We start from the raw sequence: 20,713 nt of genomic DNA, 5'->3' as shown, positions 1-20,713 counted from the left end.
AACGCCTGCACAGCACAGCACCACTCAGCACTCGCTGGCGATCATCTCCTTCACCCGCGTGGCGAGCACGCTCACGCTGAAGGGCTTGGCCAGCACCGCCATGCCCGGCTCCAGGTGGCCGTCGTTCAATTGCGCGTGTTCGGCAAAGCCGGTGACGAACAACACCTTGAGGTTGGGCCGGCCCACGCGTGCGGCGTCGGCCATCTGCCGGCCGTTCATGCCGCCGGGCAGGCCCACGTCGCTGATCAGCAGGTCGATCCGCACCGGCGACTGCAGGATGCCCAGCCCCGCGGCGCTGTCGCCGGCCTCCAGCACGGTGTAGCCCAGCTCTTCCAGCACCTCGGTGAACAGCAGGCGGATGGACGGCTCGTCATCCACGATCAACACCGTTTCGCCGGCCAGCGAGGGCGCCAGTTCCAGCGCGGCGGTGCTGCCGTCGCTGCTGTCATCGGCACCGGCGTGCCGCGGCAGGTAGATGCACACCGTCGAGCCCTTGCCCACTTCCGAGTGGATGCGCACCTGCCCGCCGGATTGCTTGGCAAACCCGTAGATCATCGACAGGCCCAGGCCGGTGCCTTCGCCGATCGGCTTGGTGGTGAAGAACGGATCGAACGCGCGCGCCACCACCTCCGGCGGCATGCCGGTGCCGGTATCGCTCACGCACAACGACAGGTAGTGGCCCTCCGGCATGCCCAGTTGCTGGCCCATCTCGCGGTCGATCCGGCGGTTGCTGGTCTGCACGCGCACGCGCCCGCCGTTGGGCATCGCATCGCGCGCGTTGATGCACAGGTTGAGCAGCGCATTCTCCAGCTGCGGCGCGTCCACCAGCGCCAGCCACAGTTCGGCCGCGACGACGTTTTCCACGCAGATCCCCGGGCCCACCGTGCGCTGGATCAGCTCCAGCATGTCCACCACCAGCCGGTTGACGTTGGTGGGCTTGGGCAACAGCGTCTGCCGCCGTGCAAACGCCAGCAAGCGGTGCGTCAGCGCCGCCGCGCGCGTGGTGGCGCCCTGCGCGGTGGCCACGTAACGCTCCAGTTCGCAGAAGCGGCCTTGCTCGATGCGCAGGCTCATCAGCTCCAGCGCACCGGAAATGCCCGCCAACAGGTTGTTGAAGTCGTGCGCCAGCCCGCCGGTGAGCTGCCCCACCGCTTCCATCTTCTGCGATTGGCGCAGCGCTTCTTCCACCGTCATCAGCTCGCGCGTGCGCTCGGTGACCCGCTGCTCCAGCGTGTCGCTCAACTCGCGCAAGGCCGACAGCGCGCGGTCGCGCTCTTCCGACAGCGCGTGGCGCGCCTCGATGTCGAGCAACACGCCGGGAAACCGCAGCGGCGTGCCATCGGCGGCCTTTTCGACCCGGCCATTGGCTTCGAGCCAGTAGTACTTTCCGTCGCGCCGTTTGACCCGGTACTGGTGCGCGTACGCACCGCCGCGGGCGAGCGCCTCGCCGATGGCCGCGCGCAGCCCCTCGCGGTCGTCCGGGTGCACCGTCCGGATCACCTGCTCCAGTGTCAGGCCGTTGCGGCTGCTGGACGGATCGAAGCCGAAGTTCTGCGCAAAGGCCTCATCCACCGAAAACGCGTCGGTGCGCAGGTCCCAGATCCAGGTGCCGATGATCGCCCCGGCCGCCAGTGCCAGCTGCACCCGCTCGGCATTGCGGCGCGCCACGGTTTCGGCCTCCAGCGCACGATCGCGCTCGCTGGTGCGGTTGACCACCTCGTGCACCAGGTGCGTATTTTCGTCGCTCAGCAGCGCGTGCTGGAGGTCGCGGTTGCGCGCGTCCGCCACCTGCGCGGTGGTTTCGATGGCGATATTCATCAGCCCCACCACGCTGCCGTCCTCGCCGCGGATCGGCGAGGCGGTGGCATTCCAGTAGGTCATCTCGCTGACACCGTTGCGCAGCATCGGCAAGGTGATCACTTCCTGCCCGAAGCCTTCGCCGGTCTGCATCACCCGCGCAAAGGCCTGCGCGATGGGCGCGTAGGTTTCCTTCCACACCTCGGTCACCGGCTGGCCCAGCGCCTGCGGATGACGCTCGCCCATCGACTGCACGTATACGTCGTTGTAGAACAGGCGCAGCTCCGGCCCCCACAGCACCGCACCGAGCAGGGTGGAATTGAGCACCACCGACAACGACGAGCGCAGCGACTGCGGCCAGGTTTCGGGCGCGCCCATCGGCGTGGCCGCCCAGTCGTGGGCGCGCATCAAGGCCCCCATCTCGCCGCCCCCCGCAAGAAACTCCAGGCCAATGGGCTCGATGGCGGGGCGCACTGTGCTCACGTGACGGCATTGCCTGGCAAAAAAGTGCGCGCATTGTGGCACGCAGCGGTCTCAACAAGACGTGCAGAACAACGCCCTGCTCGCGCACAGGCCGCGCACACGCCAGCGCAGCAGCCAAGCGTCCTGACGCGCGGATGACGGCATGCCCACGTCGCACTCACACCACCGGGGTCCAGACTGGCCTCCAACATCCCCAACCGTAAGAGGCACACCCATGGACAAGAACCGTATCGAAGGCACCGCGAAAGAGATCAAGGGCTCGATCAAGGAAACCGTCGGCCGTGTCACGGGCGACAAGAGCACCGAGCTGGAAGGCGCCACCGAAAAGAACGTCGGCAAGGTGCAGAACAAGGCTGGCCAGGTCGCCGACAAAGTGCGCGACGCCTCCAAGTAAGTCGATCGAAGCTGTCCACGCCGACTGCATTGCCCGCGGGTGTCACGCCCGCCGCGGCGAAGCAGTGGACTGGTCAGCAGCCGTAACGCACGAAAGTGCGGACGGCAACGCCCACTTCGGCGAGATCGCACCAACGCCCCGACATGATGGGGCGTTGGCGTTTGTGGGGTCTGGACAGGTGTTGACCTACAAGCCTGATCGCCAGGATTGTGCGCAGATTGCTGTAACGATTCTTGGGACAGGTGCGCGCGCATGCCGGCCAATAGGTCTGCGTCATGAACCCACCCGGAAGGACCAGCCGCTTGTCTCTAACCGCTTGGCTTGCGCCCGCGTGTAGCAGGCCGCTTCGCAATGCTGTCGCCGTACTGTTGCCACCACGCGGTCAGCGCTTCCATGGTTGGCCCCAGTCCATGCGCCTTTGGCGTGATGGCGTATTCCACGCGTGGCGGTACCTCTGCAAACACGGTGCGTGTGACCAGGCCATCTGCTTCCAGCTCGCGCAATTGCGCCGTCAGCATGTGTTGAGTGATGCCGGGGATTGCCGCGCGCAGCTCGCCAAAGCGATACATCCGCTGATTCAGCAGCCACATGATTTCCAGCTTCCATTTCCCCGACAGCAGCGCAAATGCACGGCGCATTTCTGCATGCATATTGGGCTCGCCTGTATCAATGGTCTGCTTTTTCATACTAAACCCCAGTGATTCATCCTACTTTTCAATAGGTATCTTAGGCGACATTCTGATTGCCGGTTGCATTCGCATATTGACTGGCAAACACCATGAGCATCTCTGTCTATTGGATCAGTACCGCACTGCTGTGCCTGCTGTATCTCGCCTCTGCCTGCATGTATCTGGTCAAGGGTGAGTTCGTGCGCAAGGCGCAGGCCGAGCTGGGTTACTCGGCGCCGTTGCTGGTGCCCTGGATGATCGTCATCAAGATTCTGGGCCCGGTGGCGATTGTGTGCCGCTTCAACACCGCGTTGAGCGATCTTGCCTACGCCGGCATGTTCTACCACCTGCTGTTATCCGGCATGGCGCATCTGGGTGTGCGCAAGCCCAAGGGTGCGGTACCGGCAGCGCTGGGCCTGCTCTTTCTGCTCGCCTCGTTTGGCATGCAAAACGCCGCCCGCCAGCCGCCTTCACCGTATGCGCCGACAGCAGCGGCCATCCACGCAACGCTGCAGTGATTCGATGCCTGATTGAGCGCTGTCGGCTGGGCCGCTGCAACGCGCCCGGCCCAGCCAGCACCCTCACCATCGCGCCAACTCGATGTGTGCAAAGCAGGTGCGCAACCACGGGCAAGGGGACGAGCACGTGCGTCTCGCCCCCCGCTTGAAACTACCGGCTAACGCTGTCCGGATCGGCTCTTGGGCCTGCGTTGGCGGCCACCGACTTGGCGACGTCGTTGGACATCATTGGCCTGACGCTGCCTATCGCATTCTTCCAGGTCGCATTGCCGGCAATATTGGCCATCACCGTGGTGTCCAGCAGAAACGATTCCTGTCCGATTTCCGTGTAACTGGTGACACAGGAACGCCCCAGCGTCTGCGAGCAAAGCGACCCGGTGGAAGACACGTTCTCATCCAGTGGCGCGAACACCAGATCGCCGGGTGTACTGGCGACAGGGAAGAAGTATTGGCCCTCTGGATTGAAGTAGTTACCTTCGGCCAACAGGTTGACGTCCCTTGACGCAGTGGCGCCGAAATAGAAGTTGGACGTATACAGATTGTTCGCCAGATGAATCATGCCGCCCGTACCGATTTCCGGCGAACGCCCTGCGGTGGCGTGGAAGTGATTTGCCAGCAAGGTGATTTCTTCAGCTTCGCCGATCAGCAGCATGATCCAGGAGCTTCGGCCGTTGCAGTAGTGCCCATACGCGGTCTCGCCATCAAACATGTTGTTGGAAATGGTGACTGCCTTGGCCGGCCCCCAGCCCGTCACGATCATCTGCCGGCCGATGCGTGCGAACGCGTTGTGGTCGATCCAGATCCTGCTTGCGTTATCGATGCTGATTGCATCGCCGCCAAAGACGATGCCCTCATTGAGATCGGTGATCGACAGGTTCCGCACGATGATGTTCGACACACCGCCGGTCATCGACAAGCCAGTGCCCTTTATCCCCGCCGATGCCCCGACACCGATCAGCGTCTTGTTCGAACCCACGGATAGCAGTGACTTCGCTGCGTTGTCGTAGGTCAGTGGGAACGTTATACGACCGCTGCAGTATGACCCGTTGTCCAGAACCCGCTCCTGCTTCCCGCTCGGCTCTGCACACTGTCTGTCAGCGTAAACGCAGCCCGTTGTGGACGTGGTTCCCAGCGTTGCCGTGAAGTCGATGACGGTGTTAAGGCGGATGATGCGAGGCGTGTCGTCTATGCAGGTATAGCCCTGGTAACGCTGGCACAAGGCATTCTTGAGCTCTTCCGGTGTGGAGACATCGACCACCTCGCCCCCCGTGCCTCCGGTGGTTCCCGCGCCGAAGCCGACAGGCTCGCTTGCCAGTGCCGCGGTTGTCGTTCCAGCCAAGAGCATGACGGTGGAAAACACGGGCCCCATGACCGAACGTCTTGAGAAGATTTTCCGCTTGATGACATCGATCATGAAGAACCTTTGCGCTGGGGGGCGCTGTGCTGTGGGGGGAGGGGGCGATTGCGTCTGACTGGCAATCGGCGGCGTGCCGAGTGACTCGCGTTCGCCGTCGCTGCCTGATGCAACACTAGGGGAATTCTCGCGCTGGGTCCCCGTTGCGCGTCACAGTCGTTGGCGCTCAAAGAGAACCCAAGGAGATGGGAGCGAAGAGCAGAGAACGGAGTCTTAACAGGATGACGTGGCGCACCCTGATCAAATGAGCACCAACCTATTAGTGGCCCGTGGAGCCGCGTGCCGCTAACGTAGCCGAATAGCTAAGCGCAATGAACCGGGCCAGTGCCCGACTGATCGTGATGCACTGCCACCTGCGTGATGCATTGCCCTGGCGTCACTCACCCACCGCCGCGCGGCAGGCGGCCAGGGCGCGGCTGATGTGTTTTTCCACCATTTTGACCGAGATGCCCATGACGGCGGCGACTTCCGGGTAGGTGAGGCCGTCGAAGCGGTTGAGCATGAAGGCCTGGCGGCATTTGGGCGGCAGCGCGGGCAGCGTGTGGGTGTGCAGGTGCTGCAGGGTGCGGCGGGCGTCCACCAGCTGGTCCACCGCCGTGCCAGCGGCGGCGAGCGGTTCGCTGTCCTCCAGCGGCACATGGCGGGCGGCGTGCCTGCGGTGGCGCGTGCGCCAGTGCTCCAGCACCACGTTGTGGGCAATGCGGTACAGCAGCAGCTTGTAGCTGTGGATGTCTGGCGTGTTGCGGTAGGCCAGCAGGCGCAGCAGCGTTTCCTGGGCGAGGTCGGCGGCGGTGTGCGGGTCGCGCAGGCGCCGCCGCATGTAGGTGAGCAGCTCTGCCTGCAGCTGCACCACCGCCTGGTCGAAGCGTTCCCTGGCCGGCGTACGCTCCTCGCGCACGTGCCAGCGCGTGGTGACGCGGCCAAGCGCGTAGATACCCGCCGCGGGCGCGCGGGCCTGCAGCTCGCGCACGGCACAGGCGCTGCGGTGGCGCCACGGGCGGCTGCCGTAGCGCTCAACCGGCACCGCGCTTACGGCGTGCGCGCGTGCCGCGACCACCTGGCCGATGACACCGTGGCGGTCTGCACGCAACGCGCCGGTCATGCCCTCACTCATCATGCGACGTCTCCAGCAACGGGCCGGGCACATGCGGTGCGCGCATGCGCTGCGGCGTGATCAATGTGGGTCTACAAGGCTGATGACCAGCTCGCCATCGCGCTGGCGGATGTGCAGCTTGCTGCCGATGGCAAAGCCCAATTGTTCCAGCCAGCGGCCGCGCAGGCGCAGGGTGGGAATGCGCTGGTGACTGTCGGGATAGTACCCATAGCCAACGGTGCACTGCTGCGGCGCACGCGGCCGGCCGGGCCGCCGTGGCGTGCGGGGTTCGGCGCGGGGTTCGGGGATGGGCGTGCGCTCGAGGTAGCGCCGCGGCGGGATCGAAGGGTCCAGCGAGCGCCAGACAACTTCGGTAGGCGGCGCACCGTGGCGCGCTTGCGCGCAGGCGTGGGGCGGGACGAGGAACGACGCATGGCAAAGCCCTCCTTGACGAACAAGCCCCGTCGCACGACGCAACGGGATGTCGGGAGGCTAGAAACCGCAGACAGACTTCAGAATTGTTTTCCCAAACATTTTTGCATTAGCTGCACTCCCACATAGGCATCGCGTCGGCTGCACTCGTACAAAAAATCCAGGCACAAAAAATCCACCGGTTTGACGGAGGTGGGTACCGCTGTCTGAGGAGTTTCTAGGCTCCTTGCCACCGAGATTGCTACCTGTTTGGCGATGTGTCAACTGATAACTAGTGCGTCATTGCCGCCGCGCGTCCACTCGAAAAAATTACATGCAAAGCCGCACATGTGGGCACCGGACATCGCTTCAACTTGACCCAACTCACCGCCACACGCACACTTCCGCTTGGAGCCTAGAAACTCCACACAGACAGCGGTACCCACCTCCGAGAATTTGGTGGGTTTTTTGTGCTCGGCCATCTGGCCTGGCACTGCTCGGCGTTCTTGCGCCGGGAGGGCGGCGAATACAACACCCGCAAGGGGAATATGCCCGCCGGCTGTCTGCGGTTTCTAGCCTCCCGGCATCCCGCTGCGTTGTGCAGCGGGAGCTGCCTCATGGCAAGGAGAGCGGCATGCACGACGAACCTGGCTACTGGATGTCCGAAGGCACGCAATACCACCTGCTGCGCGTACGCGACCAACTACGCCTGCTCGCCACCCTGGCCGCACCGCGCGCCCGTGACGAAGGTGCAATGGGCATGCCAGCCATTCCACTCCAGCAATGGGCGCACTGCCTGCAGTACCTGGCCGAGCAGGTGGACGATGTGCTTGGGGATTTGAGCACTGCCCGCTAAAACTACGTTTTGACTTGCGTCCTAGAATTTAGATCAACCAGAACTCAATAATTTGGCTACGCTCAGGCCCAGAACGCCCGTCGCCATAAATAAGTCAAAGTTCATTGAAGAACAGATCGCGTTTGCGCTGAAGCAGGCCGAGGCCGGCACGATGGTCAAGGAGATTCCATCTTCCTAACTTCCTTGTAAAGGCTGACGAGATGTTCAATCGTCAGGTCTAAAATAGGTTCGTACATGAAAGAATTAAGGTGAATATTTGAGCTCACCGTGATGCTTACTTTCTCTAAAGTTCGGAGTTCCGCCAGGTCGGGGAGCTTGGTTGATATTTCTTTTATCAAACTGCCAAACTGGCTTTTGGACGGGCACCAATAATCTGGATCGCCCATATGTTCACGCAACTTTCGTGTAATATAAATTTCCGAGGAAAGACGTATTGCGATAGAAAGCAGCACCTTATCTTCTAAGTTCAATCCGTCGTGGTTGCTGCTTACGGAGATTTCATCCGCCTTCTCGAACAGAAGATTCTTAATTAGCTTCTTATTGTCTGAGCATATATTCTTAGAAAAGACTCTGTTATATATTTTGATATAGTCACCTACCGTTATGCTATCCGTCTCCTTTTTCCAGTGCAGTAAACTAGTCAACTGTAGGTAGTCCGCTGATGAACTATCCGTAGTGTATTCAACTATATTTCGAGTGAATGGAATGGAGGCACACAGGATGACGTCATTTTTGTGAACCTGACTCTTCCATTTTTTAATGAAAATATTACTAATTCCATCGGCCTTAAATAGCCCAATTTCGTTTTTCCCTCTATTCGCCATGAGACATCTTTCTCGGCCAACAAAATTTAGCGCAAGTGCTCGAAAAAAATCAAAATTGTGCGTGAGTATTATTTGACTGAAAAAATCTACAGAGCATAAGTCGTTTAAATATTGAACTATTGCATGCTTATTTTTATAGTCAAACGAATCCGCCGCGTCATCAATTATGAAAATTGTCTTTTTCTTAGCTAACTTTCTTGCTTCCACTTCAAAAATAAAGTTCAGGAGGTACAGAGCTCTCTTTTCTCCTTGGCTAAGCGTTTTAATTTCAGAGCGAAGATAGCTAGCTTCGTCCTCCCCATCCTTAAATAAGAACATCAATCTTGCGTTCTCTTTTCCAAGTGACGCTTGCGCTTGATTGCTTACAGAAAGAGTAAATGGCATGTCTACAAATCGATCATTGAAGCGTTTAACTGCAGCGGCCCATTGGGGAGCTTCTTGTGATGCGGCCGCCTCAATTAATTCAACTTCTTTTTTGCTATCAGCGTGACAAGACATATAAACCGAAACTTCGGGCGCATTTTTGATGTAAAAAGCCCATAAATCTTTGCGAAATTCAAGCTGACGTTCCGGCTTCAACTTATCAAGTAAGAATTCCACTTCACTAGGTGAAAGACTTTCTATCAGTTCGTTCAACGCGATAGTTTGTGCGTTTCTAGCGAGGCTACTTCGCAACTTCTTGAGCTCTACATCTCCATCGATCTCGGCATGGATTAGCGAAAGCTTTTCGTCTAACTCCTTCTTGTCAATTGAGGCCTTTTCACCACTTAGATGAACGCGATGACCTCCAGCGAAAAATCCCTGCTTGTCTAGCGTCGAAAAAGATGTTTCTGCGCGCGCCGGATTAAAAATACCCCTCTTATAAATTGAGCCTGCCTTGTTAAACAAGTCTTGGTAGCGCTTACTGAATTCGTGGGCCTTAGATATAAACTCCTTACTTTTCAATACCTCTAGTGATCTTGGGTCAAATATAGTTGCATATTCATATGGACTTAAATCATCTAAGCATGAATATTCACTTAACTTTTGGATACATGCCGGCAGCGATATTTCTCCTAAGTCTGCCAATATGACTTTCTCGACATCCCCCTTCTTAATTTTCGATTTCTTTTGCAGCGCACCAATCAATTTTACTTTGTGCTTTTCCAGTCCTACTAATAGCTCGTCATAACGCGCCTTTTTTTCAGGATTGACGAGAATGTCTGTCATAGCTGGACTATCCAAACTAATGTCAATCTCCGACTTTAATACATATATATTTTCTTTTATTATCGGGAGATCATCTAGCGTTATACTACATTCTGACGCTCTACTATAACGTTCTTCTTTTGGCTCGACTCCATTAGCTACATCTTCAAAGGTTTTAGCAAACGAGGATTTCATCAAGCCATTGGGAGCATAAATAGCATATGCTTTTGATTGTTTCTTTTCTCCGTTTATGCCGGTATCAAAGTCGAACTCGTGCGACAACGAGTGGATGCCATAACAGTTCTGCAAAACAACCTTCAACTTATTCATTTTTCCGCACGTCCTTCACGAGATTTTATGGCAACTTTTCGATTGAGACCGGAAATTAAAAAATCAAAAAGTTTTAACTTCTGATGTTGATTAATCTAGATCTACTTCGATGTCAATCTCATCAACGCAAGTCTGCGGACGTGAATGATTTTCAGCAGCACACCAATCGCCCGTTCTTGTAGAAATTTCAGATAATCCTTGGATAGGAATACAGCGCCAATTTTTGGGCGAATCGGCTACTAACTGCCCGCTGCTGCTTGTACCTCCAAACTGATAGAACAGCGCCTGCTCTCTACCGTTTTTGAGACCAATTACGTGGGGGCACATCTCTCTAACGTGCCCCTGATAAGTGGCTACAACAATTTTTTTGTTAACAATTGCGTCGCGAATTAAGTCATAGGAAGAGTTATTCATACTTCACCCATTAATTATTAATAAATTTAATTTGCTGACCAATAAGTCTTCTTCGATTTTTACAAGTCGAATGTATTTATTAAATCGCTGCCCCCCCTCCTTTGGCTCTTAGGTTTACCTAGCCCATCTATTATTTTGACTAGATGCAGTCAATCAGCCGTGGGCAACGAAACTCCTAGAGTATTTGGCGTGTCCATCCACTTACGACATTAGTATCTGCCTACAAACGAAGCGAGCGCGGCCAAGCCATACGTTGCTAACACCATCCATGCGATGGATGTGAGCGCTGCGCTGATGCCTTGATTGAAGCCTTGCGCGATTTGGCCGATTTTCTGCGACAGCAACCACTGCATGCTGTTTCGGATGGCAAAGAAAGCCAACCACATAGCGAGCCCAAGCGGCCATGTAATGACCGCGCAGCGGTAAACCAGGTACTTCCCCATCTGCTTCCCATGCATGAAACCCCCGTTCCAGTCTGCACCCTACCGTTATGTAGAGGTTTTGTCAGCGGGTACCCGACATTTTGTACCAGTGGCGTCATCCGCTGTGATTACACGCACTGAAATTACTCGGGTAGAAGGCGCTCGTGCTTGGTCGAGCGCCTTCACCGATTTACTGTACTGCTCGCTTATTTACTGCCGTGTTCGCTTAATTACTTCTTTTTTTCTTATCCGGCGCTTGGCTTAAAGCGGACGCGGCCGCTGTTTTTGAATCCTTGCCGGTGCTGCCACTTTTCAGGACCTTGCTAGCCGCCTTTGCTGCTTTGGGGCCGGTTTTCTCGTTGGTCGCCATGCTGTGACCTCCTCGCCACCCGAATGGTGGCCAGGCGACGCTAGGCCGATTAAGTTGGCCGCGCAAGTCGGGTTGCAGCGCGCGATGCGGCAGATACTGCAAGACCATCAGGTTCGATCACTCGTAGAGTGCTTTCCTGAAATGGAAAATGTCCGCTTTCAAGTTTTTTGTGGAGCTACGCAGTGGCGCGAAAGATCTGACGGGGCAACAGGTTAGGCGAGATTTCGGCCTCTATGTGCTCCTGCTGCTTTCCGAGCTAGGCGCCACGTAGGGGCTTCGCGGGGGAAAGTGCGGGAGCGTCGCAGCGGGCAAGGTCTCACCATCCATATCCCCGGTCCGCCACAAGACAGCCTTGAAAGGGAAAGCGCAGCCCATGGGCTGCGCTCTTTGTCGTGGGCTGATCGTAGCTATCACAGCTAGGCGCATTTCGCCTTACTTCACTTTCCGCACTTCGGTCGTGGCAGGCAGCAGCACGGAACCATCGTTGGCCTGTGGCGCCATGCGCGCAATCGGCTTGCGCGTACGCTTGTCGATCAGCACCGAATGGCGTTCGCCAGGTGCAAACAGGTGCTGCTCACCCCACTGGCGCAGCGCTACCACTAAGGGAAACAGGCTCTCGCCCTGCGGCGTCAGCACGTATTCCTGATAGGCCGTGCCATCCGAGGCATCCTGGGTTTCGAGAATGCCCTGCTCTACCAGCTTGCGAAGACGGTCAGACAGGATGTTGCGCGCCATGCCCAGGCTGCGTTGAAAGTCGCTGAAGCGGCGCGTGCCATCGAACGCATCGCGCACGATCAACAGCGACCAGCGATCCCCGACCACATCGACGGCGCGAGCAACGGGACAGGGTTCGTCGTTGATAGGACGGCGCGGCATGACTTCTCCAGACAGATAGCAACAACCAAAATTTCTGGTTGCATTTTAAAACTGCGTGCCCTAGCCTTCAATGAGTTTTGTTTTGAAACCAGATTGCATGGATTGTGGCGCATGAAGTCATCCCGAACTGCCGATATGCCGCGCGACCTAGTGCTGCTGTTTGCCGCCGCCAGTGGCTTGAGCGTGGCGAATGTGTACTACGCCCAACCCCTGCTGGATGCGCTGGCCCGCGACTTCCACATCAGTCATGCCGCCGTGGGAGGCGTGGTGACGGCCACCCAGATCGGCTGCGCCCTGGCCCTGTTGTTGCTGGTGCCACTGGGGGATCGGGTAGATCGTCGCCGATTGATGGCGGTACAACTGCTGGGCCTGGTGGTGGCATTGGCGACGGTCGGCATGGCCCAGTCTGCATCTGTCCTGCTGGCGGGCATGCTGGCGGTGGGGCTGCTGGGCACGGCGATGACCCAGGGGCTGATCGCCTATGCGGCCAGTGCTGCCGCGCGCCATGAACAAGGGCGGGTTGTCGGGACGGCGCAGAGTGGCGTGTTCATCGGTCTGCTGCTTGCGCGCGTGTTCGCAGGGGGCGTCAGCGATCTGGCAGGTTGGCGCGGCGTGTACTTCTGCGCCGCCGGGCTGATGCTGGTGATCGCGCTGCCGCTGTGGCGGCGGCTGCCAGCCTTGCCGTTGGCAGCCAATCCCATGCCTTACCCGCGTCTGGTCGCCTCCATGCTGACGCTGCTGCGGGAAGAAAAGGTGCTGCAAGTGCGCGGCATGCTGGCGTTGTTGATGTTCGCCGCGTTCAACATCTTCTGGAGCGCGCTGGTGCTTCCGTTAAGTGCGCCGCCGTACAGCTTTTCGCACACCGTCATCGGTGCATTTGGCTTGGTCGGTGTGGTGGGCGCCTTGGCGGCCGCGCGTGCCGGGCAGTGGGCCGACCGTGGCCATGCCCAGCGCACCAGCGCCGCGGCGCTGGCCGTATTGCTGCTGGCTTGGTGGCCGCTGTCGCTGATGGAATGGTCGTTGTGGGCGCTGGTAATCGGCATCGTGCTGCTCGACCTGGGTGGCCAGGCGCTGCATGTCACCAACCAGAGCCTGATCTTCCGCACGCGCCCCGAAGCCCACAGCCGGATGGTCGGCCTCTACATGCTGTTCTATGCGGTCGGCAGCGGGTTGGGTGCCATCGGCACCACCGTCACCTATGCCCACGCGGGTTGGCAAGGTGTGTGCCTGCTGGGCGCGCTGGTCAGTGCGCTTGCGCTGTTGTTCTGGTGGCTGACGCGGCGGGTGACTCCGCAGGCTGCGTCTCAGGCCTGGCAAGCCCTTGGCACTGAGGGTTAGTTGCTAGGGCAGGCATGTGACGCGGCCAGCCCTGCACGTTGGCATTGGCTGCTTACGCCGGCACACGCACCGCCTCTGCCAGCAAGGCGCGCTGCCTGTGCAGATGCTGCTGGAAGCGGCTGGCGTAGTCCTGCGCCACCGCGCCGATGACGCTGGGCCGGGCGGCCAGGGCGGCGCGCCAGGCGCCGATGCGCGGCAGCCCTTCAAACAGGGGTGCACAGACATCGGCGGGCAGCAGGCCGAAGTAGCGCAGCAGCGGGGCGAACACCACATCGACCATGCCGAAGGTGGGGCCGGCGAAATACGGGCCCTGGCCCAGCGCCTGTTCGAGCTTTTGCAGCTTGCCGCGGAAGGCGGCGCTGGCGGTGTCGGCGCTGGCCTGGTCGCTGGCATTGAGGAACTGCCATGCGTCGGCAAAGGTGGGCGCGGCAAACTCGATCCAGGCGCGTTGCTGTGCACGTTGCAGCGGGTCGCGCGGGTACAGGCTGCTGCTGCCGCTGGTCTCGTCGAGGTAGTCGCAGATCACCACGCTCTCGAACAGGGTGGCCACGCTGCCGTCCGGCTGGCCGATGCGCAGCAGCGGCACCTTGCCGGTGGGCGACAGGGCCAGGAACCAGTCCGGCTTGGCGTGCAGGTCGATATCCACGCGCTCGAAGGCGACGTCATGTTCCAGCAGCACGATGGCGGCGCGTTGCACGAACGGGCACAGCGGGTGGCTGATCAGGGTGAGGGTGTTGGGCATGGGCAGTGGCTCGCGTTGCAAAAGGGGGTGCCAGGGCAGCCGTGGGCCGGCCGTGCCTGCATGGCAGAAAACGCCTGCGCATCGCCATGCAACCGGGGCATGGCGATGCGCAGGCGCAGGTGGGTGCCGGCAGGGCGGCGATACGCGCCGCCTGCCGGCACCTGGCGGGGGGCCGCCAGGCTCAGCCGTTGAGCAGGCGCCCGCCGTCGACCACGATTTCCGAACCCACCGTCCAGCTGGATTCGTCCGAGGCCAGGTACAGCACGGCCTTGGCCACCTCTTCCGGAGTGCCGAAGCGGCCCATCGGGATGCTGGCGGCGATTTCCTCGTTGAGCTTTGCACGGTAGGCGTCGGGCACGCCGAGCTTGTCGTACAGCGGGGTTTCCACCGGGCCGGGGCTGACGGCATTGACGCGGATGCCGCGGCCCAGCAGCTCGCTGGACAGGGTCTTGGTCATGCTGAGGAAGGCGGCCTTGGTGGCGGCATACACCGACGAGCGGGCCATGCCGGCATGCACGTTGACGGAGGTGTTGAGCACCACCGAGGCGGGGTTGGCCAGCACCGGCAGCAGCGCCTGCAGCAGGAAGTACGGGCCCTTGACGTTGATGGCGAAGGAGGCGTCGAAGGCCTGCTCGGTCCACTCTTCGATCGGCACCCAGACCGAGACGCCGGCGTTGAGGAAGACGACATCGAGCTGGCCATAATGGGCCTGCACCGCCTGCGCCAGCTCCTGCTGGGCGGCAACGCTGGCCGAGTCGGCGCGCAGCACCGGCACGTCGGGCCCCAGGATGGCCTGGGCCTTGGCGATGGAGTCGGGGTTGACGCCGGTGACGATGACGCGGGCGCCTTCGGCGAGGAACTGCTTGGCGGTTTCCAGGCCAATGCCGGTGGTGCCGCCGGTGATGAGGGTACGTTTGCCTGCAAGACGTGACATGGTGTGCTCCTGATGGTGCGGTGCCCGGCCGCCGTATGGCGGCCTTCGATGCGGCATCTTCGCCCCATGCCCCGGCTGCTATAAGATCCTGCGGGAACATAACCTTCATGCGCTGTGCGCATGAATCGAGGACGCATGGACCGGTTTCTGCTGATGACCTGCTTTGCCCGCGCGGTGGAGACGGGCAGCTTTTCTGCCGCCGGGCGCGACCTGGGGCTGGGCCAGCCCAACGTCAGCCGGCATGTGGCGGCGCTGGAGCAGCACCTGCAGACCCGGCTGCTCAACCGCTCCACCCGCAAGCTGGTGCTCACCCCGGAGGGCGAGCGCTATTACGCAGAGGTGCGCCGCATCCTGGATGCGGTGGGCGAGTCTGAAATGGCGCTGCGCGACGATGTGCAGCCCTCCGGGCTGTTGCGGGTGGCCTGCCCCACGGCGCTGTCGCACACCTTCGTGCTGCCGCTGGTGCCGGCGTTCTTGCAGCGGTTTCCGGCACTGGAGCTGGACCTGCAGATCAACGACCGCTACGTGAACCTGCTCGACGAAGGCGCGGAGCTGGCCATCCGCATCGGCCACCTGGACAGCAGTGCGCTGCGCGCACGCCGCATCGGCGCGTTCACGCGGGTGACGGTGGCCAGCCGCGCCTACCTGGACAGGCGCGGGGTGCCGGCCGTGCCCGAGGACCTGCGCCACCACGACTGCGTGCTGTACACGCTGCTCAGCACCGGGGCGAGCTGGCGTTTCCGCGATACCGACGTGCCGGTGTCCGGCCGGTTCCGGGTCAACTCGCCCGAGGCCGCGCGCGCGGCGGTCAGCGCCGGGCTCGGCATCGGCCTGGGCCCGGCGTGGCTGTACGAGCAAGGCCTGGCCTCGGGCGAATTGCAGACCGTGCTGGATGCCTTTGCGCCGCCGCCGGCGCCGATGCAGATTGTCTACGCCGCCAACCGGCTGGTGCCCAAGCGCGCGCTCGTGTTCATGGATTTCATTGCCGAGGCGTTTGCAAAGATTCCGCAGCTCAACCGTTAGCGCCACCTGCGCTGCGGTGGTGCCGGTGCCGGTGCGCCGCCGGCGCTTCGCTTTCCTGCACGCATGTGCCGCTGCGGACGCGGGAATGCTCAACTTTGTTCGCCCGGGCGCAGCCTGCGCGCAAGGCTCGCCTAAGCTCGCGGCACCTTCCCCATGCACGGCTGCCACGCCCATGTTGAGCAGACACGTTCTCGCGCTTGCCACCTTCATGGCCTTGAGCGGTTGCAAGCAGGCCGGCGAGCAAGCGACCGCACCCACCGCACCCACGCCTGCGGCGGCAGCCACCGCGGCGGCGCCGGCGCTGGATATCAACGAACTGGATCCAGGTGCCGACGCCTGCCAGGATCTGAATGCCTTTGCCAATGGCAAGGCGCTGGCCAAGGGCATCCCCGACGACGAGGTGGGCATCGGCACCTCGTATGACGTTTACAACGCCAGCTATCGGGATCAGCACGCCATTGCAGAGGCCTTGCTGAAAGCGCAGCCGGCCAGCGGCTCGGTGGAGCAGCTGGTCAGGACGTTCTACGCCTCGGGCATGGACGAGGCGGGCATCGAGCGCCTGGGCGCGGCGCCCATCCAGCCGCGGCTGGCGGCGATCGATGCGTTGAAAGATGCGGGCGACATTGCCGGCTTCATCACCCAGCGCCACGCCGAGGGCGCCAACGTGCTGTTCCAGTTCGTTGCCCAGCCCGACGCGCAGAGCGTGTCGAAGATGGTGGGCTATGCCCTGGTCGAAGGCATGACGCTGCCCGCAAAAAATTATTATGTGGACGCGCAATACGCGCCCATCCGCAAGGCCTACCTTGCGTACATCCAGCGCACGTTCGTCCTGGCCGGCGTGCCGGCCGAGCAAGCGGCCGTGCAGGCCGGGCAGGTGCTGCAGCTGGAAAGCCGCCTGGCCGCCGCGCTGCTCGCGCCGGCCGAGCAGCGCGAGCCGAAGAACATGTACCACTGGCTCACCACCGCGCAGGCCAATGCGCTGACGCCGCACTTCGCCTGGGACCGCTTCATGGCCGCGCAGGGTGTCACCGGGGAAAGCGGCCTGGCGCTGTCGCAGCTGGCGTTCTTCAAGGCATTCGATGCGCAGTTGCAGCGCGCGCCGGTGGCGCAATGGAAAGCCTATCTGCGCTTCCGCACCATCGACGATGCGGCGCCGGCACTGAGCAAGCCATTCGCGCAGAACCACTTCGCGTTCCACTCCACAACGCTGGAGGGCCGGCAGGTGCAGCAGCCGCGCTGGAAACAAGTGATCACCACATTGAACCAGACGATCGCCGAGGCAATGGGCCAGCTGTATGTCGCCCAGAAGTTTCCCCCGGCGTCCAAGCAGCAGGTGCTGGCGCTGGTGGAGAATGTGCGCGCCGCCATGAAGCTGCGCATCACGCACGCCGACTGGATGAGCGCTGCGACCAAGGCCAAGGCATTGGACAAGCTGGCCAACATGATGCCGAAGATCGGGTATCCGGACACCTGGCGGGCGTGGTCGGGCCTGCAGCTGGACACCGGCACCTACCTGCAGAACATCGAACGGGCGGCGGCGTTCAATCACCGCGCCGAGATGGCCAAGGTCGGCAAGCCGGTGGACCGCAAGAGCTGGGGCGATGTGGCGCCGCAGACCGTGAATGCCTTCTACGCACCACGCGAAAACAGCATCTACTTTCCCGCGGTGATCCTGCAGCCGCCGCTGTTTGCGGCAACAGCCGACGATGGCCTCAACTATGGCGGAATCGGCGGGTTCATCGGCCACGAGATCAGCCACGGCTTCGATGACGAGGGCAGCCAGTTCGATGCCATCGGTGCCAACCGGAACTGGTGGCTGCCGGCGGACCGGGCGGCCTTCGAGGCGCGCACCGGCAAGATCAAGCAGCTGGTGAGCCGCTACGTGCCGCTCAAGAGCAGGCCGGACCTGCACGTCAACGGACAGCTGGTGCTGGGCGAAAGCATCGCCGACTTCACCGGGGTCACCATCGCCTACGACGCGCTGATGCTGGATCTGCAACAACACCCCGAGCGCAATGTCGCCGTGGACGGCTACACGCCCCAGCAACGCTTCTTCATCAACTGGGCCCGGCTGTATCGCAATGCGCGCCGGGAAGAAGTGCAGGTGAAGGCGCTCAACGCCGACCCGCACCCGCCCAGCGTGGTACGCGTCAACGCCGGGCCGTCCAACATGCCGCAGTACGCCAAGGCGTTTTCGTGCAAGGCCGGCGATGCGATGGTGCGCTCCGAGCAGAAGCGTGCGCAGGTCTGGTGAGGCGGGCGTTTTGCCGCGTGGCGGGTTGGTGGCCGTGGATGCATGGATGGCATTGCAGCGGCCTGTGCGAACAGTCTGCAGCGCATGGCGGCGTCGCGTCCTTGACGCGGGCCGTGATGCAGTCGTCGTGACGGCACCACTTCGTTTTTGCGCACACTGGCCGCTGATCGCGTTGGGGGAATGCTCAACTTTGTTCGTCTGCGCGCAGCCTGCGCGCAAGGCTCGCCTAAGCTCGCGGCACTCCCCCAATGTACGGCTGCCACGACCATGTTGAGCAGGAACCTTCTCGCGCTTGCGGCCTTCATGGCATTGAGCGGTTGCAAGCAGGCCAGCGAGCAGGCAATCAACGCCAAACCTGCAGCGCCGGTTCCGATGGCCACTGCAGATGCACCGGCGCTGGATATCAATGAACTGGATCCCGCTGCCGACCCCTGCCAGGATCTGAATGCCTTTGCCAACGGCAAGGCGCTTGCCAGAGGCATCCCTGACGACGAGGTTGGCATTGGTACCTCGTTTGATTTCTACAACCGCGCCTATCGGGATCAGCACGCCATTGCAGAGGCGTTGCTGCAGTCGCAGCCGACAGCCGGTTCGATCGAGCAGCTGGTCAGGACGTTCTACGCCTCGGGCATGGACGAGGCGGGCATCGAGCGCCTGGGCGCGGCGCCCATCCGGCAACGGCTCGCCGAGATCAATGCGCTGAAGGATGCGCGCGCCATTGCCGGCTTCATTACCCAACGTCATGCCCAAGGCACCACGGTGCTGTTTCAGTTTGTTGCGCATCCGGATGAAAAGGACGTTTCGACGATGGTGGCCTATGCCAACGTCGAAGGCATGACGCTCCCCTCCAAGGATTACTATGCCGATGCGCAATATGCCGGCATTCGCAAAGCCTACCTGGCGTATATCGCGCGGTCGTTCGTGCTGGCGGGAACACCGGCCGCACAGGCATCGGTGCAGGCAGCGCAGGTGCTGCAACTGGAAAGCCGCCTGGCCGCCGCGCTGCTGACGCCGGCCCAGATGCGCGAGCCCAGCAATACCTACCACTGGCTCACCACGGCACAGGCCAATGCGCTGACGCCGCATTTTGCCTGGGACCGCTTCATGGCCGCGCAAGGTGTCGAAGGGGAAAGCGGCCTGGCGCTGTCGCAGCTGGCGTTCTTCAAGGCATTCGATGCGCAGTTGCAGCGCGCGCCGGTGGCGCAGTGGAAAGCCTACCTGCGCTTCCGCGCCATCGACGATGCGGCACCGGCCCTGAGCAAGCCGTTCGTGGAGAACCATTTCGCGTTTTACGCCAAGACGCTGGAGGGCCGGCAGGTGCAGCCGCCACGCTGGAAGCAGGTGATCGATGCGTTGAACACGACGATCGCCGAGGCGATGGGCCAGCTCTATGTGGCCCGCCACTTCTCTCCTGCCTCCAAGCAGCAGGCGCTGGCGCTGGTGGAAAACGTGCGTGCCGCCATGAAGCTGCGCATCACGCATGCCGACTGGCTGAGCGCTCCGACCAAGGCCAAGGCATTGGACAAGCTCGCCAACATCGTTCCCAAGATCGGGTATCCGGACCGGTGGCAGGATTGGTCGGGCTTGCGGCTGGAAGAGGGCGCCTATCTCGGCAATATCGAACGTGCGACCGCTTTCAACCACCGCGCCGACATGGCCAGGATCGGCAAGCCGGCCGATCGGATGAGCTGGGACGATGTGGCGCCGCAGACCGTAAATGCGTTCTACGCGCCGCGCCAGAACAGCATCTTCTTTCCTGCGGTGATCCTGCAGCCGCTGTTGTTCAGTGCCACTGCCGACGATGGCCTCAACTATGGCGGGATCGGCACCATGATCGGTCACGAGATCAGCCATGCCTTCGATGACGAGGGCAGGCAATTCGATGCCATCGGCGCCACACGCAACTGGTGGTTGCCCGCGGATGTTGCCGCGTTCGACACCCGCACCGACAGGATCAAGCAGCAGATGAGCAGCTACGTGCCGCTCAAGAACCGCCCGGACCTGCACGTCAACGGGCAGCTGGTGCTGGGCGAGAGCATCGCCGACTTCACCGGGGTCGGCACCGCCTACGATGCGTTGATGCTGGATCTGCAACAGCACCCCGAGCGCAACGTCGCCATCGATGGGTATACGCCCGAGCAGCGCTTCTTCATCAACTGGGCGCGGAAACACCGCAGTGCGCGCCGGGAAGAAGCACAGGTGAAGGCACTCAACGCCGACCCGCATCCGCCCAGCGTGGTACGCGTCAACGCCGGGCCGTCCAACATGCCGCAGTACGCCAAGGCGTTCTCGTGCAAGGCCGGCGATGCGATGGTGCGCTCCGAGCAGGAGCGTGCGCAGGTCTGGTGAGGCGGGCGTTGGGCG

The 20,713-nt window shown here is 61.2% G+C and carries 18 protein-coding genes and 1 pseudogene; 7 read left to right on the top strand and 12 right to left on the bottom strand.

Going from position 1 to position 20,713, the window contains the following annotated elements; all coding sequences use genetic code 11:
• Positions 1 to 24: 24 nt before the first annotated feature.
• A complete protein-coding gene (locus EO141_RS20275) occupies positions 25 to 2,280 on the bottom strand; it encodes an ATP-binding protein (protein WP_127170095.1) in 2,256 nt (751 codons plus the stop codon).
• Positions 2,281 to 2,494: 214 nt separating this feature from the next.
• Here EO141_RS20275 and EO141_RS20270 point away from each other — a divergent pair, with 214 nt between their 5' ends.
• Positions 2,495 to 2,674 (top strand): CsbD family protein, encoded by a 180-nt coding sequence (locus EO141_RS20270; protein ID WP_102580081.1) that lies wholly within the window; start codon positions 2,495 to 2,497, stop codon positions 2,672 to 2,674.
• Between the two features lie 308 nt (positions 2,675 to 2,982).
• On the opposite strand, the gene EO141_RS20265 is transcribed toward EO141_RS20270, so the two are convergent.
• Complete coding sequence (locus tag EO141_RS20265) at positions 2,983 to 3,360, bottom strand: helix-turn-helix domain-containing protein (protein ID WP_127170094.1); 378 nt, start codon at positions 3,358 to 3,360, stop codon at positions 2,983 to 2,985.
• Between the two features lie 92 nt (positions 3,361 to 3,452).
• Here EO141_RS20265 and EO141_RS20260 point away from each other — a divergent pair, with 92 nt between their 5' ends.
• Positions 3,453 to 3,860, top strand: a complete 408-nt coding sequence (locus EO141_RS20260) for a DoxX family protein (protein ID WP_127170093.1) — start codon at positions 3,453 to 3,455, stop codon at positions 3,858 to 3,860.
• Positions 3,861 to 4,011: 151 nt separating this feature from the next.
• On the opposite strand, the gene EO141_RS20255 is transcribed toward EO141_RS20260, so the two are convergent.
• The 3 genes and pseudogenes from EO141_RS20255 to EO141_RS20245 all read right to left on the bottom strand — a co-directional run bounded on the left by EO141_RS20255 (position 4,012) and on the right by EO141_RS20245 (position 6,801).
• The gene (locus EO141_RS20255) at positions 4,012 to 5,274 is read right to left on the bottom strand and encodes a pectate lyase (RefSeq protein ID WP_127170092.1); all 1,263 of its coding nucleotides are present in this window, start codon (positions 5,272 to 5,274) and stop codon (positions 4,012 to 4,014) included.
• Between the two features lie 376 nt (positions 5,275 to 5,650).
• A complete protein-coding gene (locus tag EO141_RS20250) occupies positions 5,651 to 6,244 on the bottom strand; it encodes an RNA polymerase sigma factor (protein ID WP_241236705.1) in 594 nt (197 codons plus the stop codon).
• A gap of 204 nt (positions 6,245 to 6,448) precedes the next feature.
• Positions 6,449 to 6,801, bottom strand: a pseudogene (locus tag EO141_RS20245) (SymE family type I addiction module toxin).
• A gap of 611 nt (positions 6,802 to 7,412) precedes the next feature.
• Here EO141_RS20245 and EO141_RS20240 point away from each other — a divergent pair.
• Positions 7,413 to 7,634 carry a hypothetical protein gene (locus tag EO141_RS20240; RefSeq protein ID WP_164739342.1) on the top strand — a complete coding sequence of 74 codons (222 nt, stop codon included), beginning with the start codon at positions 7,413 to 7,415 and terminating at the stop codon, positions 7,632 to 7,634.
• Positions 7,635 to 7,789: 155 nt separating this feature from the next.
• On the opposite strand, the gene EO141_RS20235 is transcribed toward EO141_RS20240, so the two are convergent.
• From EO141_RS20235 to EO141_RS20220, 5 genes are all read right to left on the bottom strand, one after another.
• Entirely contained in the window at positions 7,790 to 9,976 is a 2,187-nt protein-coding gene (locus EO141_RS20235) for an AAA family ATPase (protein ID WP_127170090.1), read from the bottom strand.
• Between the two features lie 90 nt (positions 9,977 to 10,066).
• A complete protein-coding gene (locus EO141_RS20230; protein ID WP_127170089.1) occupies positions 10,067 to 10,390 on the bottom strand; it encodes a hypothetical protein in 324 nt (107 codons plus the stop codon).
• Positions 10,391 to 10,599: 209 nt separating this feature from the next.
• Positions 10,600 to 10,833, bottom strand: coding sequence for a hypothetical protein (locus EO141_RS20225; protein ID WP_127170088.1), 234 nt, complete (start codon positions 10,831 to 10,833; stop codon positions 10,600 to 10,602).
• A gap of 205 nt (positions 10,834 to 11,038) precedes the next feature.
• Positions 11,039 to 11,182 carry a hypothetical protein gene (locus EO141_RS21465; protein WP_164739341.1) on the bottom strand — a complete coding sequence of 48 codons (144 nt, stop codon included), beginning with the start codon at positions 11,180 to 11,182 and terminating at the stop codon, positions 11,039 to 11,041.
• 432 nt (positions 11,183 to 11,614) lie between these two features.
• Positions 11,615 to 12,058 (bottom strand): helix-turn-helix domain-containing protein, encoded by a 444-nt coding sequence (locus EO141_RS20220; RefSeq protein ID WP_127170087.1) that lies wholly within the window; start codon positions 12,056 to 12,058, stop codon positions 11,615 to 11,617.
• A gap of 111 nt (positions 12,059 to 12,169) precedes the next feature.
• On the opposite strand from EO141_RS20220, the gene EO141_RS20215 reads away from it, so the two are divergent.
• Positions 12,170 to 13,396 carry an MFS transporter gene (locus EO141_RS20215; protein WP_127170086.1) on the top strand — a complete coding sequence of 409 codons (1,227 nt, stop codon included), beginning with the start codon at positions 12,170 to 12,172 and terminating at the stop codon, positions 13,394 to 13,396.
• A gap of 52 nt (positions 13,397 to 13,448) precedes the next feature.
• On the opposite strand, the gene EO141_RS20210 is transcribed toward EO141_RS20215, so the two are convergent.
• Complete coding sequence (locus tag EO141_RS20210) at positions 13,449 to 14,138, bottom strand: glutathione S-transferase family protein (RefSeq protein ID WP_127170085.1); 690 nt, start codon at positions 14,136 to 14,138, stop codon at positions 13,449 to 13,451.
• Positions 14,139 to 14,319: 181 nt separating this feature from the next.
• Positions 14,320 to 15,072 (bottom strand): SDR family oxidoreductase, encoded by a 753-nt coding sequence (locus tag EO141_RS20205; protein WP_039518017.1) that lies wholly within the window; start codon positions 15,070 to 15,072, stop codon positions 14,320 to 14,322.
• Between the two features lie 120 nt (positions 15,073 to 15,192).
• Between EO141_RS20205 and EO141_RS20200 the strand changes: the two genes are divergently transcribed.
• The 3 genes from EO141_RS20200 (at position 15,193) to EO141_RS20190 (ending at position 20,698) form a co-directional block, all read left to right on the top strand.
• Positions 15,193 to 16,095 (top strand): LysR family transcriptional regulator, encoded by a 903-nt coding sequence (locus EO141_RS20200; protein WP_197942524.1) that lies wholly within the window; start codon positions 15,193 to 15,195, stop codon positions 16,093 to 16,095.
• A gap of 172 nt (positions 16,096 to 16,267) precedes the next feature.
• A complete protein-coding gene (locus tag EO141_RS20195) occupies positions 16,268 to 18,349 on the top strand; it encodes a M13 family metallopeptidase (RefSeq protein ID WP_127170084.1) in 2,082 nt (693 codons plus the stop codon).
• 267 nt (positions 18,350 to 18,616) lie between these two features.
• The gene (locus EO141_RS20190; protein ID WP_127170083.1) at positions 18,617 to 20,698 is read left to right on the top strand and encodes a M13 family metallopeptidase; all 2,082 of its coding nucleotides are present in this window, start codon (positions 18,617 to 18,619) and stop codon (positions 20,696 to 20,698) included.
• Positions 20,699 to 20,713: the final 15 nt, after the last annotated feature.

Source organism: Xanthomonas sp. BRIP62415 (assembly GCF_003993515.1).
Taxonomy (GTDB): domain Bacteria; phylum Pseudomonadota; class Gammaproteobacteria; order Xanthomonadales; family Xanthomonadaceae; genus Xanthomonas; species Xanthomonas euroxanthea.
The sequence above is the reverse complement of the archived record's forward strand: the minus strand, read 5'-3'. Positions and strand labels throughout refer to the sequence as shown.

Bases quoted from the DNA above. Each gene is read 5' to 3' on its own strand.
- EO141_RS20265 (WP_127170094.1), bottom strand. From the start codon at position 3,360: ATGAAAAAGCAGACCATTGATACAGGCGAGCCCAATATGCATGCAGAA.
- EO141_RS21465 (WP_164739341.1), bottom strand. From the start codon at position 11,182: ATGGCGACCAACGAGAAAACCGGCCCCAAAGCAGCAAAGGCGGCTAGC.
- EO141_RS20215 (WP_127170086.1), top strand. From the start codon at position 12,170: ATGAAGTCATCCCGAACTGCCGATATGCCGCGCGACCTAGTGCTGCTG.
- EO141_RS20230 (WP_127170089.1), bottom strand. From the start codon at position 10,390: ATGAATAACTCTTCCTATGACTTAATTCGCGACGCAATTGTTAACAAA.
- EO141_RS20200 (WP_197942524.1), top strand. From the start codon at position 15,193: ATGAATCGAGGACGCATGGACCGGTTTCTGCTGATGACCTGCTTTGCC.
- EO141_RS20205 (WP_039518017.1), bottom strand. From the start codon at position 15,072: ATGTCACGTCTTGCAGGCAAACGTACCCTCATCACCGGCGGCACCACC.
- EO141_RS20190 (WP_127170083.1), top strand. From the start codon at position 18,617: ATGTTGAGCAGGAACCTTCTCGCGCTTGCGGCCTTCATGGCATTGAGC.
- EO141_RS20235 (WP_127170090.1), bottom strand. From the start codon at position 9,976: ATGAATAAGTTGAAGGTTGTTTTGCAGAACTGTTATGGCATCCACTCG.
- EO141_RS20225 (WP_127170088.1), bottom strand. From the start codon at position 10,833: ATGGGGAAGTACCTGGTTTACCGCTGCGCGGTCATTACATGGCCGCTT.
- EO141_RS20210 (WP_127170085.1), bottom strand. From the start codon at position 14,138: ATGCCCAACACCCTCACCCTGATCAGCCACCCGCTGTGCCCGTTCGTG.
- EO141_RS20270 (WP_102580081.1), top strand. From the start codon at position 2,495: ATGGACAAGAACCGTATCGAAGGCACCGCGAAAGAGATCAAGGGCTCG.
- EO141_RS20240 (WP_164739342.1), top strand. From the start codon at position 7,413: ATGCACGACGAACCTGGCTACTGGATGTCCGAAGGCACGCAATACCAC.
- EO141_RS20195 (WP_127170084.1), top strand. From the start codon at position 16,268: ATGTTGAGCAGACACGTTCTCGCGCTTGCCACCTTCATGGCCTTGAGC.
- EO141_RS20260 (WP_127170093.1), top strand. From the start codon at position 3,453: ATGAGCATCTCTGTCTATTGGATCAGTACCGCACTGCTGTGCCTGCTG.
- EO141_RS20220 (WP_127170087.1), bottom strand. From the start codon at position 12,058: ATGCCGCGCCGTCCTATCAACGACGAACCCTGTCCCGTTGCTCGCGCC.
- EO141_RS20255 (WP_127170092.1), bottom strand. From the start codon at position 5,274: ATGATCGATGTCATCAAGCGGAAAATCTTCTCAAGACGTTCGGTCATG.